This window comes from Thermus igniterrae ATCC 700962, from assembly GCF_000376265.1.
GTDB lineage: Bacteria > Deinococcota > Deinococci > Deinococcales > Thermaceae > Thermus > Thermus igniterrae.
On record NZ_AQWU01000066.1, the window covers coordinates 19,172 to 34,736 of the forward strand.

17 protein-coding genes are annotated in these 15,565 nt (G+C 70.0%); 6 read left to right on the forward strand and 11 right to left on the reverse strand.

The window, feature by feature from the left end:
- Nucleotides 1-8: 8 nt before the first annotated feature.
- The 5 genes from gcvT to B128_RS0107920 all read right to left on the reverse strand — a co-directional run bounded on the left by gcvT (nucleotide 9) and on the right by B128_RS0107920 (nucleotide 5,854).
- Nucleotides 9-1,058, reverse strand: a complete 1,050-nt coding sequence (gene gcvT, locus B128_RS0107900; protein WP_018111738.1) for a glycine cleavage system aminomethyltransferase GcvT — start codon at nucleotides 1,056-1,058, stop codon at nucleotides 9-11.
- 45 nt (nucleotides 1,059-1,103) lie between these two features.
- Nucleotides 1,104-2,831: an ATP-binding protein gene (locus tag B128_RS0107905; RefSeq protein WP_018111739.1), complete on the reverse strand. Its 1,728-nt coding sequence runs from the start codon at nucleotides 2,829-2,831 to the stop codon at nucleotides 1,104-1,106.
- Nucleotides 2,831-3,712 carry a nuclease gene (locus B128_RS0107910; protein ID WP_018111740.1) on the reverse strand — a complete coding sequence of 294 codons (882 nt, stop codon included), beginning with the start codon at nucleotides 3,710-3,712 and terminating at the stop codon, nucleotides 2,831-2,833. Before B128_RS0107910 ends, B128_RS0107905 begins: the two co-directional genes overlap by 1 nt.
- Nucleotides 3,713-3,716: 4 nt before the next feature.
- The gene (locus tag B128_RS0107915) at nucleotides 3,717-5,447 is read right to left on the reverse strand and encodes an NAD-dependent malic enzyme (protein ID WP_018111741.1); all 1,731 of its coding nucleotides are present in this window, start codon (nucleotides 5,445-5,447) and stop codon (nucleotides 3,717-3,719) included.
- Between the two features lie 62 nt (nucleotides 5,448-5,509).
- The gene (locus B128_RS0107920) at nucleotides 5,510-5,854 is read right to left on the reverse strand and encodes a metal-sulfur cluster assembly factor (RefSeq protein ID WP_018111742.1); all 345 of its coding nucleotides are present in this window, start codon (nucleotides 5,852-5,854) and stop codon (nucleotides 5,510-5,512) included.
- A 194-nt stretch (nucleotides 5,855-6,048) separates the two neighbouring features.
- Between B128_RS0107920 and B128_RS0107925 the strand changes: the two genes are divergently transcribed.
- Complete coding sequence (locus B128_RS0107925) at nucleotides 6,049-6,741, forward strand: TerC family protein (protein WP_018111743.1); 693 nt, start codon at nucleotides 6,049-6,051, stop codon at nucleotides 6,739-6,741.
- Nucleotides 6,742-6,748: 7 nt separating this feature from the next.
- Nucleotides 6,749-7,282 (forward strand): DedA family protein, encoded by a 534-nt coding sequence (locus tag B128_RS0107930; RefSeq protein WP_018111744.1) that lies wholly within the window; start codon nucleotides 6,749-6,751, stop codon nucleotides 7,280-7,282.
- On the opposite strand, the gene B128_RS0107935 is transcribed toward B128_RS0107930, so the two are convergent.
- Nucleotides 7,279-7,581 carry a P-II family nitrogen regulator gene (locus tag B128_RS0107935; protein WP_018111745.1) on the reverse strand — a complete coding sequence of 101 codons (303 nt, stop codon included), beginning with the start codon at nucleotides 7,579-7,581 and terminating at the stop codon, nucleotides 7,279-7,281. The two genes, B128_RS0107930 and B128_RS0107935, sit on opposite strands and share 4 nt — an antisense overlap.
- 3 nt (nucleotides 7,582-7,584) lie before the next feature.
- The gene (locus B128_RS0107940; RefSeq protein ID WP_018111746.1) at nucleotides 7,585-8,541 is read right to left on the reverse strand and encodes a sodium-dependent bicarbonate transport family permease; all 957 of its coding nucleotides are present in this window, start codon (nucleotides 8,539-8,541) and stop codon (nucleotides 7,585-7,587) included.
- Between the two features lie 47 nt (nucleotides 8,542-8,588).
- On the opposite strand from B128_RS0107940, the gene purE reads away from it, so the two are divergent.
- From purE to B128_RS0107960, 4 genes are all read left to right on the forward strand, one after another.
- Entirely contained in the window at nucleotides 8,589-9,083 is a 495-nt protein-coding gene (gene purE, locus B128_RS0107945) for a 5-(carboxyamino)imidazole ribonucleotide mutase (RefSeq protein WP_018111747.1), read from the forward strand.
- Nucleotides 9,080-10,171, forward strand: coding sequence for a 5-(carboxyamino)imidazole ribonucleotide synthase (locus B128_RS0107950; RefSeq protein WP_018111748.1), 1,092 nt, complete (start codon nucleotides 9,080-9,082; stop codon nucleotides 10,169-10,171). The genes purE and B128_RS0107950 overlap by 4 nt, the downstream gene beginning before the upstream one ends.
- Nucleotides 10,172-10,200: 29 nt before the next feature.
- On the forward strand, nucleotides 10,201-11,337 hold the full coding sequence (locus B128_RS0107955; protein WP_018111749.1) for a phenylacetate--CoA ligase family protein: 1,137 nt from the start codon (nucleotides 10,201-10,203) through the stop codon (nucleotides 11,335-11,337).
- A 141-nt stretch (nucleotides 11,338-11,478) separates the two neighbouring features.
- The gene (locus tag B128_RS0107960) at nucleotides 11,479-12,399 is read left to right on the forward strand and encodes a carbohydrate kinase family protein (RefSeq protein ID WP_018111750.1); all 921 of its coding nucleotides are present in this window, start codon (nucleotides 11,479-11,481) and stop codon (nucleotides 12,397-12,399) included.
- Here B128_RS0107960 and hisH read toward each other — a convergent pair.
- Genes hisH through B128_RS0107980 form a run of 4 tightly spaced genes read right to left on the reverse strand, consistent with a single transcriptional unit; the run spans nucleotide 12,370 to nucleotide 15,539 of the window.
- The gene (gene hisH / locus B128_RS0107965; RefSeq protein ID WP_018111751.1) at nucleotides 12,370-12,966 is read right to left on the reverse strand and encodes an imidazole glycerol phosphate synthase subunit HisH; all 597 of its coding nucleotides are present in this window, start codon (nucleotides 12,964-12,966) and stop codon (nucleotides 12,370-12,372) included. The two genes, B128_RS0107960 and hisH, sit on opposite strands and share 30 nt — an antisense overlap.
- Before the next feature lies 1 nt (nucleotide 12,967).
- Nucleotides 12,968-13,552: an imidazoleglycerol-phosphate dehydratase HisB gene (hisB, locus tag B128_RS0107970; RefSeq protein ID WP_018111752.1), complete on the reverse strand. Its 585-nt coding sequence runs from the start codon at nucleotides 13,550-13,552 to the stop codon at nucleotides 12,968-12,970.
- Entirely contained in the window at nucleotides 13,545-14,588 is a 1,044-nt protein-coding gene (locus B128_RS0107975) for a pyridoxal phosphate-dependent aminotransferase (protein WP_018111753.1), read from the reverse strand. The genes hisB and B128_RS0107975 overlap by 8 nt, the downstream gene beginning before the upstream one ends.
- Before the next feature lie 15 nt (nucleotides 14,589-14,603).
- The gene (locus B128_RS0107980) at nucleotides 14,604-15,539 is read right to left on the reverse strand and encodes a thiamine-phosphate kinase (RefSeq protein ID WP_018111754.1); all 936 of its coding nucleotides are present in this window, start codon (nucleotides 15,537-15,539) and stop codon (nucleotides 14,604-14,606) included.
- Nucleotides 15,540-15,565: the final 26 nt, after the last annotated feature.

A 15,565-nucleotide genomic window follows, 5' to 3' on the forward strand; every position in this document is an offset into this window, starting at 1 on the left:
AACCCCCGCTATTTTAGCGGCACAAAGGGCAAGGGGCTAAGGGAAGCCCGTACCGCTTTGCCCCGGATCTCCACGCTCAGGGGCTCCTGGGCGTCCTCCGCCACGTAGGCCAGGGCGATGCCCTTCTCCAGGAGGGGGGAGAACCCGCCGCTGGTGACGCGGCCCACCTCCCGTTCCCCGGAAAGGACCCGGTAGCCCTCCCGGGGAATGCCCGTCTCCAGCACCAGCCCCACCAGCCGCTCCCGGCAGGCCTGGGCCAGCATGGCCTCCTTCCCCAAGAAGTCCTTCTCCCGCTTCACCACCCAGGCCCAGGGGGTGCAGAGGGGATTGGTCTCCTCGGTGAGCTCGTGGCCGTAGAGGGGGAAACCCGCCTCCAGGCGCAGGGTGTCCCGCGCCCCCAGGCCCGCGGGGGTGGCCCCGGCCTCGAGGAGGGCCTCAAAGACCGGCTCCGCGTCCTCGGGGGCCAGGAAGAGCTCAAAGCCGTCCTCCCCCGTGTACCCCGTGCGGGCCAGGCGGGCAGGCCTCCCCGCCACCCGGGCCTCAAAGACCTCGTTCTTCCTGCGGGAGGCCAGGTCGGCCTCGGTGAGGCCCTGGAGGAGGGCCGCCGCCTTGGGCCCCTGGAGGGCCAGGAGGGCCGTGTCCTGGGAAAGGTCCGTAAGCTCCACCCGGAACCCCTGGGCCAGGTGGCGGAGGTGGGCCAGGTCCTTGGCCATGTTGGCGGCGTTCACCACCATGAGGTAGGCGTCCTCCCCCAGGCGGTAGAGGTAGATGTCGTCCACCACGCCCCCTTGGGGGTTGGGGAGCATGGAGTACTGGGCCCGGCCCACCCTGAGCTTGGCCACATCGTTCACCGTGGCCCACTGGAGGAAGGGGAGGGCCTCGGGGCCCTGCACCAGGAACTCCCCCATGTGGCTCACGTCAAAGAGCCCGGCCCCCCGGCGCACCGCCAGGTGCTCCTCGCGGATGGAGGTGTACTGGAGGGGCAGGGCAAAGCCGGCGAACTCCACCATCCGCCCCCCGTGGCGCAGGTGGGCCTCGTAAAGCGGGGTCCTCTTCATGGCAACCCCATCCTACCGGCAGAAGGGGGGTTCCCCAACCCCGCCTCAGAAGAGCTCCCGGCGCAGGGCCTCCGCGGAGTTATCCTCCAAGACCTCCTCCCGCTTGGTGGCCCAGGCGGGAAAGGGGAAGCGCACCAGAAGGGGAACGGGAATCTCCGGCTGGTGGAGGATCACCCAGCCCTGGGGCAGGATCAGGGCCCGCTGGCGGAAGGAGGCCGGGAGGTAGCGGTACTCGGGGCGCTCGGCCTCGGCGGCGTCCAGGCGGCCCACCACCCGGATGGCGGCGTTGCCCACCACCCGGCGCTCCACCTCGCTGGCGGTCTGCTGGGCCCCGATGAGGATCACCCCCAGGGAGCGCCCCCGTTCGGCGATGTCCAGGAGGACGTCCTTGATGGGGCTCTCCTCCTCCCGGGGGGCGTACTTGTTGAGCTCGTCCAGGACGATGAAGACCCGCCCCCGGTACTGCCCCCGCTCCTTGCGCTCAAAGAGGTCCTTGAGGAGGCTACCCACCACGAACATCTGCGCCTGGGGGGAGAGCTTGGCCAGGTCCACCACGTGGACCTGCTCCCCCTTGAGGGGGTCGGGGGGGTTGCCCGGGCGGTCGCCGCGGATGAGGTGGGCCACGTTCTCCACGCTGGCCCTGAGGCGGCGCACGAAGGCCTCGAGGGTCCCCCGGGCCTGCCGGGCGGTCCAGGCCCTGTCCCCCTCCCCCTCCCCGGCCTCCGGCCCCAGGAGCTTGTACTCCAGGTAGCGCACCAGGTCGGCGAAGCCCTTCAGGCGCGCCTTGCCCAGGGCGTCAAAGGTGAGGCCCTCGGGAAGGTCAGCCTCCTCCCAGTCCTCCACCAGGAGATGGGGTCCCTTCTGCCCCTCGGCCAGCCGGCGGAGCTTCTCCGTCACGTGGGCGATGAGGAAACCCAGGTTGGTCATGGCCCCGCGGTCGGCGAAGAGGAAGGGCAGAAGCCCCCGGCTGGCGAACTGGACCAGGTCCCAGTGGTAGGCCTTCACCTTGGCGTCCAGGCGGGTGTCCAGGTCGGGGAGGTAGCCTTCCTTCTTGGGGGGGGCCAGGAAGGCCACGCTGCCGAAGGGGGTGGCGGGAAGGCCCAAGCGGGCGTACTCCTCCTTGGCCTCCTCCGTGAGGCGGTTGTTGGGCTTGTCCAGGAAGAAGAGGTCCTCCCCCTTCACGTTGAAGAGGAGGACCTTGGCCTGGTGGGCGTCCTCGAGGGCCCCGCTCTCCAAGAGGCTTTTGAGGAGGAAGGTGGCGTAGCTGGTCTTGGCCGCCACCCCGCTGATGCCGGAGATGTTCACGTGCCCCCCCTTGACCCCGTTGAGGAACTCCAGGTTGAGGTAGGCCACCTCCCCGTTTTTCAGAAGCCCCGCGGGAAGCTTAGTGCTCCCCCGCTGGTTGCGCATGGCGTCGTAGTAGAGGGCCAGCTCCAGGTCCTCCGCCTCCGCCAGGTAGACGGGGGAGCCGGGGTCGGGGGGGAAGAACTCCTCGGGGAGGATGCGGGTCACGCTCACGTGGGCCACATAGGCCAGGCTCACGGGGATCTTCCCCTCCACGGCCAGGAAGGTGTCCGTGTCGTACCCCTCGCCCTCGTGGGCCTTGGCCACGTGGTCCACCATGCCGAAGTAGCGCACCTTGCCCACCTTGGGGTGGAACCCCTCCACCACCACCAGATCGTCCAGGCGGAGGAGCCCCTCCCCCTCCACCCCCACCCAGAACTCCAGGGGGGTGGCCTCGCGCCTTCCCAGCACCACGCCAATGCGCTCCACTACCCACCTCCCAGATGCCGGGCCAGGATGCGGCCCACCACCTCCCGGCTCCCCATGCGCCGGGCCAGCTCCCGCTCCAGCCCCCCCACGGGGGTAAGGTTCTGGGGGGCGCGGGGGTCTTTGACCGGGTGGGAGGCCAGGGGAGGAAAAAGGCTTAAGGAGAGGTCCGCCAGGGCCAAAAACCCCTCCCCCAAGGGGGTCTCCACCCGCAAGAGGCCCGCCTGGGGCGGCCGGAAGCCCTCCGGGGGCAGGGGCAGGCGCAGGTACCAGCTGGCCAGCTCCTGCCCCTTCCGGCGGACCCGGAAGGCAGGGGTCCGCTCCCCCGGCCTCAGGGCCCAGAGGAGGGCCTCCCGCTCCCTGGGCAGGTAGCGCACCCAGTGGGTCTTGATGTAGCCCAAAACCCCCTGCCGTTCCAGGCGCACGGGGCCGTCCAGCAAAAGAAGCCCCCCGGAAAGCCCCCGGGCCACCTCCGCCTCCAGGAGGGAGCGGGCCTGGCGTAAACCCTCCTGCAGGGCCTCGAGGGTCCCCTCGGCGGGGAAGGGCTCATAGACCAGCTCCCCTACCGCCAGGGGTTCGGAGAGGCCCACCCCCACCCGGCGCACCACCGGCTCCAGCAGGCGCATCCGCCCCCCCTCCCAGACCACCGCTCCCGCGGCCACCGCCCCCAGGAGGGCCAGCCGCCGCCCCTCGGCGATCAGGGCCTCCACCCGCTCCCTCCCGTCCAGGAAGTAAAGGGGCTCGGGCCAGGGCCTTGGGGGGGCGCTTTTGGCCTCCCAGGGGTCCTCCAGGGGCCAGAAGCCCTCCGGCTCCCCCGCCTGGGGGAAGGAAGCCTCCCCCGCCCCTGTAGGGGAAAGCTCCAGGGCGAAAAGCCGCCAGGCCATGCCCCTAGATTACCGGGGCCGGGCGGTAGGGCAGGTACCGGGGCTCCCAGAAGCGGCTTTGCACGAAGGCCAAAAGGCCCTCCAGGTCCAGCCCCTGCACCCTTTCCTCCTCCGCCACCCCTTCCTCCAGGGCCTTTTGCATCACCCGGGCGGCCACGTAAGGGGAGACCTCCCGCAGGCGGGCCACCGGGGGGTAGAGAAGCTCAGGGAAGTGGGCCCGGGTGAAGTCGTAAAGGGCGTAGGCCGCCTCCAGCACCATCCCGTCCGTGACCTCCCGCGCCCGGGCCAGGACCGCCCCCAGGCCAAGCCCCGGGAAGATGAAGGCGTTGTTCCCCTGGCCCACGGGGATGACCCGGCCCATGTAGCCCACGGGGGGGAAGGGGCTTCCCGCCGCCACCAGGGCCCGGCCCTCCGTCCAGTAGATGAGGTCGTCGGGCAGGGCCTCGCTGGCGGAGGTGGGGTTGGAAAGGGGGAAGATGACGGGCCGCTCGGTGTGGGCCAGCATGGCCCGGACCACGGGCTCGGTGAAGCTCCCCCCCTGGCCGGAAAGCCCCAGGAGGACGGTGGCCCGGGCGTTCTGGATGGTCTCCAGGAGGTTGGGGTAGGCCCCGGAGAAGCGCCAGCCCGCTACGCGCTCCGCCTTCTGCGCATAGGGCCGCTTGTAGGCCTCCATGCCCCGCCCCTCCAGGAGGAGGCCCTTGGAGTCCAGAACCAGGACCCGGGCCCGGGCCTCCTCCTCGGAAAGCCCCTCCCGCTTCATCCCCTCCACCAGGGCCCAGGCCACGCCAATCCCTCCGGCCCCTGCCCCGTAGACCACCACCACCTGGTGGGAAAGCCTCTCCCCCTTGAGGTGGCAGGCGGAGAGCACCCCGGCCAGGGCCACCGCCCCCGTGCCCTGGATGTCGTCGTTGAAGGAGGGCACCACCTTGCGGTAGCGCTCCAGTACCTCAAAGGCCTTCTCCTTGGCGAAGTCCTCCCACTGGATGAGGGCCTTGGGGTAGCGCCGCCGCACCGCTTCCACGAAGCGGTCCAGGAAGCGGTAGTAGGCCTCCCCCGTGAGGCGCCGGTGCCGCACCCCCAGGTACAGGGGGTCCTTGAGGAGGTCCTCCCGGTCGGTGCCCACGTCCAGCTCCACGGGCAGGGTCTTGTCGGGGCCCACCCCCCCCACCGCGGTGTACAGGGTGAGCTTGCCGATGCTGATGGCCATGCCGCCATATCCCTGGTCGCCGATGCCCAGGATGGCGGAGGAGTCCGTGGCCACGATGAGCCGCACCTCCTCCAGGGGCACGTTGGCCAGGGCCTCCTCCAGGTGGTCTATGTTCCTGGTGCTGGCGGTGAAGCCCCGGGGATAGCGGTAGATGTGGGAGAACTCCCGCACCGCCTCCCCCACGGTGGGGGTGTAGAGGATGGGGAGCATCTCCTCCAGGTGGTCCACCAGAAGGGCGTAGAAGAGGACCTCGTTGCGGTCCTGGAGGTGGCGGAGGTAGATGTGCTTCTCCAGGGGGGAGGTCTGGAGGCGGTAGCGGCGGTAGACCCTTTCCTTTTGCTCCTCCAGGGTGTTCACATGGGGGGGAAGGAGGCCTTCCAGGCCCAAAAGCCTTCGCTCCTCCTCGGTGAAGGCCGTGCCCTTGTTGAGGAGGGGAAGCCTGAGGAGGAGAAAGCCCGTCACGTAGGGTTCCAGGTAGCGCTCGCCCCGTTCGTCCCGCTTGACGTCGTAGTAGCGGCTGACCGGCATGGTCCTATTCTTTCACCCCTACCAGGCAGGGGCTAGGGGGCAAACCTCCCGGGCCAGGAGGGCTAGACGTTGAAGCCGAACATGCGCATCATGCGCTTGCCCTCTTCCGTCATCCGGGCCGGGGTCCAAGGGGGGGTCCAGACGAACTCCACGTTCACCCCCTGCACCCCAGGCAGGCGCATGACCGCCATCTCCGCGTCCGCCTTGACCACGTCCTGGGCGGGGCAACCGATGGCGGTGAGGGTCATGGTCACGTCCACCACGCCGTTTTCGTGAACCTCCACGTCGTAGACCAGGCCCAGGTCCACGATGTTCACCGGGATCTCCGGGTCGTAGACCACCTTGAGGGCCTCGAGGACCTGCTCCTTGGTGGGAAGGGCGGAACCTTCCTGGCGCACCTCGTCCATGCCCCTAAGGATACCCAAGACCCCCTTCCCGGCTACCCTCTTGGGCCACCATCCCGACTATAATGACCTTCGGTTGGGGAGTAGCCCCAAGGCCAGCCTCCCGTCAGGACGGGCCTAAGCCCCGGGGGCTGGGGGCAAGAAGCCTGGGCGAGACCACCGCAGAAAGCGGTGGTCTATTTCTTTGGAGGTAACGCATGGAAGCTGGAGTTTTTTCCGTAATCCTCATCCTGGTGGCCCTCGAGGTGATCCTTTCCGCCGACAACGCCCTTATCCTAGGGGTCATCGTCCAGAAACTTCCCGTCCACCTGAGGAAGAAAGCCCTTTTCTACGGCATCCTAGGGGCCTACGTGTTCAGGGGCCTGGCCCTCCTCTTCGCTGCCTTGGTCATCAAGCTCTGGTGGGTCCAAATTCTGGGGGCGGCCTACCTCCTCTTCATCGCCTTCCGCCACTTCCTCAAGCCCGAGGAGGGCCACACCGCCCCCCTGGAGGTGAGCGCCGCCCACTTCTGGAAGGTGGTGGCCCAGGTGGAGCTCATGGACCTGGCCTTCGCCGTGGACTCGGTGCTGGTGGCCGTGGCCCTTTCCGACAAGCTCTGGGTCATCTACACCGGGGTCTTCCTGGGCATCCTGGCCCTGAGGATGCTGGCCAGCCTGGTGGTGGTCCTCCTGGACCGCTACCCCCGCTTCAAACACCTGGCCTACGTGGTGGTGGGCCTGGCCGGGGTGAAGCTGGCCCTCGGGGGATGGGACAAGCTGGTGAAGGAGGCCCTCCACCACCCCGAGCTGGCGGTGGGCCTGGACAAGGAGGCCTTCAGCCTGCTCATTTTGGGCGTCCTCCTTCTGGGAAGCCTCTGGGCCCTGCGCAAGCCCGCCCCCCAGCCCTCCTGAGGTGGGCATGCTGGCCTGGCTCTCGGCCCTCCTGCTCTTCCTGGAGGTGGGCTTTCCCTTCGGCCTCCTCGTCCCCGGAGGGGATACCCTCCTCCTGGCCCTGGGGGCCCTGGCGGGGGAGGGCCGGCTTTCCCTCTTCCCCCTCCTGCCCCTCCTCTTCCTGGGAAGCTTCCTGGGGCACGGGGTAGGGTACGGCTTGGGGAAGGCTCTGGGCCCCAAGATTCGGGAGCGCCTCCCCGAGGGGACCAGGAAGCGGGCCGAAGGGGTCCTCCTGCGCTTTGGCCCCTCCGCCCTCCTTCTGGCCCCCTTCGTGCCCGGGTTGCGCACCGCCATTCCCCTCCTGATGGGGGCCCTGGGCTTTCCCCTGCCCGCCTACCTCCTCCTCTCCGCCGTGGGGAGCCTCCTCTGGACCCAGGGGCTCGTCCTGCTGGCCTACTTCCTGGGGCAGCGGGTCTCCCCCTGGCTCCTCTGGCCGGCCCTTTTCCTCCTCGCCCTCCTTCCCCTCCTTTGGCGCCGGAGGAAGTCCAAATCCCAGGCCTAGACGTACTTCTCCCCGCGCACCACCCAGACGTTTTCCACGTAGGCGATCACCGCGTAGTGGGGGAAGTAGGCCTCCTGAAGCCGGGCGAGGATCTTCAGGGCCACCTCCTCGGGGACGATGGTCTCCAGGCGGATGTTCTGCCCCTCCCAGTCCACGCTGCGCATCCCCCGGGAGCCCTCCCCCCGGGCGGCCACAATGGTGTAGCCCTTGGCCCCCAGGCGCTTGACCTCCTCCACCAACTTCTTCTCCAAAAGGCTTTCCGCCACGATGGTCACCAGCTTCAAGGGCACCAGGTCCATGCCTCACCTCCCCAGGGCCACGGCCAGGGCGTGGTAGAGGGGAATCCCCAAGACCAGGTTAAAGGGAAAGGTCACCGCCAGACTGGCCGCCAGGTACAGGCTGGGGTTGGCCTCAGGCAGGGCGATGCGCACCGCCGCGGGAGCGGCGATGTAGCTGGCGCTGGCCGACATGGCCCCCAAGACCGTGGCCCCCCCCACGGAAAGCCCCACCAGGTGGCCCAGGTAGACCCCCAGGGCCCCGTGGAAAAGGGGCAGGAGGGTGCCGAAGAGGACCAGGCGGAAGCCCACCTGCCTTAAGGCGGAAAACCTCGAGGCCGCCACCATGCCCAGGTCCATGAGGAAGAGGGTGAGGGCCCCGTAAAAGGGGTCCACGAAAAAGGGCTTGACCCGCTCCATCCCCGCTTCACCGGAAAGGGCCCCGATGCCCAGCCCTCCCAGGAGGAGGACCACGCTCTTGCCCGTGAGCACCTCCCGCAGGGCCTCGCCCAGGTCTCCCCCACCGCGCTTGGCCAAAAGGAGGGCCAGGACGATGCCCGGCACCTCCAGGAGGGCCACCAGGGTGGGCATGAACCCCTCGGGCCGGTGCCCCACCGCCTGGGCAAAGGTGAGGGCCGCCAGGAAGGTGACCGCGGAGACCGAGCCGTAGTGGGCGGCCAAGGCCCCAGCATCGGGGCGGGAAACCCCCAGGAAGCGGCGGGCCACGGCATAGCCCAAAAGGGGCCGGAAAAGGCCCAGGAAGAGGGTGGCCAGAGCGGGCAGGAGGAGCAGGAGGAGGGGGGTCTTGGAGAGCTCCACCCCTCCCTTAAAGCCGATGGCGAAGAGGAGGTAGATGGACAAGGCGGTGTACATGGCCTCGGGGAAGGCCAGATCGCTCTTCACCAGCCGGGCCAAAACCCCCAGGGCGAAGGCGAGGACCATGGGGGAAAGGAGGTTGAGCCTGAGGAGCTCTAAAGCGTCCATACCCCGGCTTCTACCACGCGGGGGCAGGCTTGGTACAATCCGGTACGATGCGGCCTTTGGTGGGCGTCATCATGGGCTCCAAGTCGGATTGGGAAACCCTGCGGCACGCGGCGGAGACCCTCGAGGCCCTGGAAATCCCCTACGAGGTGCGCGTGGTCTCCGCCCACCGCACCCCGGACCTCATGGCGGAATACGCCAAGACCGCCCAGGAGCGGGGCCTCCTGGTGATCATCGCCGGGGCCGGGGGAGCGGCCCACCTCCCGGGGATGACCGCGGCCCACACCCCCCTGCCGGTCCTGGGGGTGCCCGTGGAAAGCCGCGCCCTCAAGGGCCTGGACTCCCTGCTTTCCATCGTGCAGATGCCCGCGGGGGTTCCCGTGGGCACCCTGGCCATCGGCAAGGCGGGAGCGGTGAACGCCGCGCTTCTGGCGGCCAGCATCGTGGGGCTTTCCCATCCCGAGGTGATGGCGCGGCTGGTGGCCTACCGCCAGGCCCAGACCGAGGCCGTCCTGGCCCACCCCGACCCCCGGGAGGAAGGATGAGGGTGGGCGTCCTGGGCGGGGGCCAGCTGGGGCGGATGCTGGCCCTGGCCGGCTACCCCTTAGGCCTCACCTTCCGCTTCCTGGACCCCTCCCCCGAGGCCTGCGCCGGCCAGGTGGGGGAGCTTCGGGTGGGGAGCTTTCAAGACCCCCAGGCCCTGGAAGGCTTCGCCCAGGGGCTGGACCTGGTCACCTACGAGTTTGAAAACGTGCCCGTGGAGGCGGCCCGCTTCCTGGCCCAAAGGCTTCCCGTCTATCCCCCCCCCAAGGCCCTGGAGGTGGCCCAGGACCGGCTTGCGGAAAAAACCTTCATGCGGGGGCTGGGCGTGCCCACACCCCCCTTCCAGCCGGTGGACACCCTGGAGGAGCTGGAGGAGGCCCTGGAGGGCGTGGGCCTTCCCGCCCTCCTCAAGACCCGCCGGGGAGGCTATGACGGCAAGGGACAGGCCCTGGTGCGCACCCCTGAAGAGGCCCGGGAGGCCTTCCTGGCCCTAGGGGGGCGCGGCCTTCTCCTAGAGGGGTTCGTCCCCTTTGACCGGGAGGTCTCCCTGCTGGGGGTGCGGGGCCGGGAGGGGGAGGTGGCCTTCTACCCCCTGGTGGAAAACCGCCACCAGGGGGGCATCCTCCGCCTCTCCCTGGCCCCGGCCCCCGGGCTCAGCCCGGGCCTCCAGGCCAAGGCCGAGGGGTACCTGGGAAGGGCCCTCGAGGCCTTGGGCTACGTGGGCGTCCTGGCCGTGGAGTTCTTCCAGGTGGGAGAGGAGCTCCTCTTCAACGAGATGGCCCCCCGGGTGCACAACTCCGGCCACTGGACCATAGAGGGGGCGGAGACCAGCCAGTTTGAAAACCACCTCCGGGCCCTCCTGGGCCTGCCCCTGGGGAGCACCGCCCCCCGGGGGGTGAGCGCCATGGCCAACCTGATCGGCCTTAAACCCGACTTCGCCCGGGTCCTGGCCCTGCCCGGGGCCCACCTCCACTGGTACGGCAAGGCGGTGCGCCCAGGGCGCAAGGTGGGCCACATCACCCTGCGCCGGGAGGGGTGGGAGGCCCTGGAAGCCGACCTGCCCCGCCTCCTGGACCTGGCCGAGGGCTAGGGTATAATCCCCGGCAAAGGAGGCCGGACATGGACCGTTTGCAGAGGCTCAGGGAGGTGGTGCGCGCGGCCAAGGACCACCCCGTGTACCGGGAGAAGTTCAAAGGGGTGGACCCGGAAGGACTCACCCTGGAAAACCTCCAGGAGCTCCCCCTCACCACCCGGGAGGAGTGGGTGGCCTACCTCAAGGAAAACCCCCGGCCCCCCGAGGGGGCAAGCCTCATGCACCTCACCCCCAGCCCCCTCATGGGCTGGATGCCGGAATACCTCTCCCAGGAGGACCTCCGCTACCAAACGGAGGCCCTGGCCGCCCACTATCGGCGCCTGGGCCTGGTGGGGAAGCGGGTGCTGGTGGCCTTCAGCTACCACGTCTTCGCCGGGGGGTGGCTCTTTCACCAGGCCCTTTGGCGGGCGGGGAACCTGGTCTTCCCCCATGGGCCCGGGGAGGCCTCCCGCATCGCCGAGATCGGCCAGGCCTACGGCTTTGACGTGCTGGTGACCAACCCCTCCTTCGCCCTGAAGGTGGGGCAGGCGGGGGGCAGGTTCAGCCTCCTCCTGGCGGGCGGGGAGCCTTTCACCTCCGTGCCTGGTTTCCGGGAGAAGGTGGAGGCCCTCCTGGGGTGCACGGCCCTGGACGCCTACGGCACCAGCGAGCTGGGCATCGTGGCCGGGGAGCGCCTGGAGAAGGACGGGCTTTGGGAGATCCCCGAGATGGCCGTCCTGGAGGTGCTGGACCCCGAGACCCTGAAGCCCGTGCCCGATGGGGAAAAGGGGGAGCTGGTGGTGACGGCCCTGAGCCGCACCCTCATGCCCATGGTGCGCTTCCGCACCGGGGACCTGGCCATCGCCGAGAGGCGGGAAGGGCTCACCGTCCTGCCCCGGGGGGTCTTCGGCCGCACGGACCAGATGGTGAAGGTGAAGGGGGTGAAGCTCTACCCCACGGAGCTGGCCCCCATCCTGGGGGGGTTCGGCCTGGACCCCAGGGGGTTCCAGGTGGTGGTGGAGCGGAAGCTGGAGGGCACAGATAAGCTCGTGCTGCGCCTCAAGGCGGAGAAGGTGCCCCCGGGCCTCCTCGAGGCCCTGGCCAAGGCCACCGGCCTGCGGGTGGACGAGGTGGAGCTGGTGGGCGAGCTGGAAGGGGGCCTGGTGGTGGACCGGAGGTTCTAGGCGCCTGAGCCAACGCCCTGCCCCCGGGGGCAGGGCTTGTTACGTTTCTCTCATGATGGAGGGGTATACTCCCTGCCAAAGCAACGGGGCCCTTGCGCTATAGTGAGGGCAAACCCTGTGCCTTGGGCAGAAGGAGGCGAGATGCGGTTCTTCGTGGTGGGCGACGTTTCCGTGGACCTACTCTTTTTCGTGGAGCGAATACCAGAACCAGGGGAGGAGATCCCCTCCCGGCGGGCCCTGATGAAGCCGGGGGGGGCCGGGGGCACCCTGGCGGCCCAGCTGGCCAGCCTGGGCCACCGGGTCTACCTGGCGGGCCGGGTAGGCCAGGACCCCTTTGCCGAGCTGGCCCTAAGCCGGGTGCGGGAAGCGGGGGTGGACCTACGGCACCTGCAGGAAGACCCTGAGCACACCACGAGCTCCGTCCTCATCCTCCTGGTGCCCGGAGGGGAGCGGGCCATGGTGAGCGCCGAGGGGGCCAGCCGGCACCTGGACCCCTCCCTCTTCAAGCCCCGCTTCCTGGACCAGGCGGACGCCGTGGTCCTCTCCGCCTACAGCCTGGTGGGTGGGCCCTCCCGCAGCTACGCCGTGGAGGTGCTGGAGGCGGCCAGGAAGCGGGAGATGCCCATCTTCGCCGACCTGGGCACGGGAGCGGTGCGGGCGGCGAGGAAGGAACTCCTCAAACACCTGCGGGGGGTAAGCTGGCTCCTCATGAACCAGACGGAGCTTTTGGCCCTCACGGGTGCCCCTTCCCTCTCCGAGGGGGTGGCCCAGCTCCGCCAGGAAGGCTTTGCCCACCTGGCCATCAAGGTGGGGGCCATGGGCTCCATCGTGGTGACCCCGGAGGGGGAGGAGCTGGTGGAGCCCTTTCCGGTGGAGGACATCGTGGACTCCACGGGGGCGGGGGACGCCTACACCGCCGCCTTTGCCCATGCCATCCTCTCGGGGAAGCCCCCGGTGGCGGCGGCCCGCCTGGCCAACCTGGCCGGAGCCCTGGCCGCCACCGCCATCGGGGCCCAGGGGCGGCTCCTGCGGCTAGAGGACCTGGAAGTAGCCGCGGGCTAGGGCCAAAAACTCCAGCCCCGCCCGCCCGCTCTTCTCGGGGTGGAACTGGGGAGCCAGGAGGTTCTCCTTGGCCAGGAGGGCGGTGAAGGGGGTACCCTCGTACTCCCCCTGGCCCAGGGAAAAGGGCGTGAGGGGGCCGAAGTAGGAGTTGGCGAAGTAGAAGTGGCGCCCGGAAAGCCCGGCGAAGGCCCCAGCGAAGGCCACCTGGTTCCAGCCCATCTGGGGCACGCGCCCCCGGGGAAAGCGGCGCACGGTGCCCGGAACGAGGCCCAGGCCCCCCACCCCGGGGGCCTCCTCGCTGGCCTCGTAGAGGACCTGCATGCCCACGCAGATGCCCAGGAAGGGAAGCCCCCTTTCCAGGTGGGCCAGAACCCGCTCGGCAAAGCCGCTTCCCCGAAAGGCCGCCATCACCTGGCCGAAGTGCCCCTGGCCGGGCAGAACCAGGAGGTCGGCCTCGAGGTAAGCCCCGGGGTCGGAGGCCACCCAGACGGTGAATCCGGTGGCCTCGAGGGCCTTGGCCGCGCTGCGCAGGTTGCCCGAGCCGTAGTCAATCAGAAGCGCCCGCATATCACAAAAGCCCCTTGGTGCTGGGCACCCCCTCGCCGGTAAGCCGGGTGGCCCGGTGCAGGGCCCGGGCCACGGCCTTGAAGCTGGCCTCCACCACGTGGTGGGCCTCCCGTCCCGCAAGGAGCCTGAGGTGCAGGGTGAGGCGGCCGTGGTTCACCAGGCCGCGCAGGAACTCCCGCAGGTGGTAGTGGTTCACCCTCCCGGCCTCCCCCACCACGGGCCAGGCCTCGGGGCGGTACTCCAGGTGGGGCCTGCCCGATAGGTCCAGCACGCAGAGCACCAGGGTCTCGTCCATGGGGGCGAAGGCCTCCGCGTACCGCTCCAGGCCCGCCCCCTCCCCCAGGGCCTCCCGCAGGGCCATGCCCAGGGCGATGCCCACGTCCTCCACCAGGTGGTGGACGTCCACCTCCAGGTCCCCCCGGGCCTCCACCTCCAGGAAGAAGCGGCCGTGCCGCTGGAGTTGCAGGAGCATGTGGTCCAGGAAGGGGAGGCCCGTGGCCACCTTGCCCCCCACGGGGCCGTCTAGGCCCAGGCGGAGGCGCACCCAGGTCTCCGCCGTGGCCCGCTCCACCAGGGCCTCACGCATAGGCCACCCCGAAGGCCGCCCGCAAGAAGGCGTCCATCTCCTCCTTGGCCCCGATGGTCACCCGCAGGCACCCCGCCAGGCCGGGGTAGTGGTCCTGGCGGCGCACCAAAACCCCCTGGGCCAGGAGGTGGGCAAAGGCCTCGGCCGCATGGGGGGTCCGCACCAGGAGGAAGTTGGCGTGGCTGGGGTAGGGGCGCCAGGTGGGATGGTCCTTTAGGGCCTGGTAGACCCGCTCCCGCTCCTTCCGCACGAGGGCCGCCACCCTCTCCGCATACCCCGGGTTCTCCAGGACCACCTCCAGGATGGCCCCGGTGTGGGCGGGCAGAACGAAGGGGGGCAAGACCTCCCGCACCACCGCCGCCACCTCCGGGGCCGCCAGGAGGTAGCCCGCCCGGACGCCCCCCAGGGAGAAGGCCTTGGAAAAGGTGCGCAACAGGGCCACATGGGGGTTGTCCCGGCCCAAGCGGCTCAGGTCCGTGCCGGCGAACTCGCGGTAGGCCTCGTCCAGCACCAAAAGCCCCCCCACCTCCCTGGCCCGCTCCGCCAGGGCCTCCAGGGCCTCCTCGGGAAAGAGTGCCCCCGTGGGGGCGTGGGGGTTGGGAAGGAACAAGACCCCGCCCTGGAAGACAGCCAGGAGGGCCTCTAGGTCCAGGGAAAACCCCTCCCCCAGGGGCACGGCCCGGTAGGGGGTCCCCGCCACCCGGGCGGCGTGGGCGTAGTGGGGGAAGGAGGGAGCCAGGTCCAGCACGGACTCCGCCGCCAGGCTCAGGGCCAGGATGAGGAGGTTGGAGCCGGGGGAGAGCACCACCCCCTCCTCCGGCCAGCCCACCTGGGCCGCCAGGCGCCGCCTGAGCCCCTCCGCATGGATTTCTGGGTAGCGGTTCCAGGGAAGGCGGGCCATGCGGCGCAGGGCCTCTTCCTTGAGGGCCTGGGGCAGGTCAAAGGGGCTTTCGTTCTGGTCCAGCTTCACCGGGGCCTCCACCTTCTTATAGGGGTAAGGGGAAAGACCCCGGAGGTGCGCCTTAAAGGCCCGCATGGGAAGAGTATAGCCCTAGAAGTGGGCGTACCCCTGGCGGGGCACTGGCCTCCCCCGTAGGAAAACCCCCTCCCCCTCCCCCACCCGCCCGGCGCGGAAGAGCTCCAGGCCCACGGCTCGGGCCCGGGCCAGCACCTCCCCTTCCGCCTCGAGGGGCACCACCAGGACCGCCTCAAACTCCTCCCCCCCGTAAAGCACCAGCTCCTGGGCCCCCTCCTCATCCCCGGCGAAGGCCAGGACATCAGGGTAGAGGGGAAGGGCCTCCAGCTCCACCCGCACCCCCAGCTCGGAAAGCTGCCACAGGGTCTCCGCCAGGCCGTCCGAGGAGTCCAGGCTCCCCCGCAGGTGGCCGGCCAGGGCCAGGAGCTCCAGGCGGGGCAGGGGGTAGAAGGCGGCCTCCCGAATCCGGGGGAAAGCCTCCAGGGAGCGCCCGGCGTAGTGGGCCCGGATGGCCGCCCCCGTCCTGCCCCAGCGGTCCCCGGCCAGGTAGAGGAGGTCCCCGGGCTGGGCCCGCCGGGGCAGGGGGGCCTCGGCCTGGGCGAAGCCGGAGACGGTGAGGGCCACCTCCGCCCCGGCGTTGGTGTCCCCCCCGAGGAGGGGGGCCCCCAGCCTCCTGGCAGCCTCCGCCGCCCCCTGGACCAGGGCCAGGGCGAAGTCCTCCTCCAGGTCCGGGGGCAGGAAGAGCCCCAGGGTAAAGCCCAAGGGCCGCCCCATCTTGGCCAGGAGGTCGGAGGCCGTGGCCGCCACCCCCCGCCACCCCACCTCAAAGGGCCCCATGCCGGCAAGGGCCACTTCCCGGTAGGAGAAGCCGTCGGTCTTCAGGAGCCAGGCCACCCCCTCCCACCACACCCCCCCGGCATCGTCCCCCGGGGGCAAGGGGGCCTCCTGGGGATAGCCCAGGGGGGCCAGCTTCCGGAGGAGGGCCCGCTCACCCAGGTCCTTAAGCCGCATACGCCCAGGCTAGGGTATCATGGCGG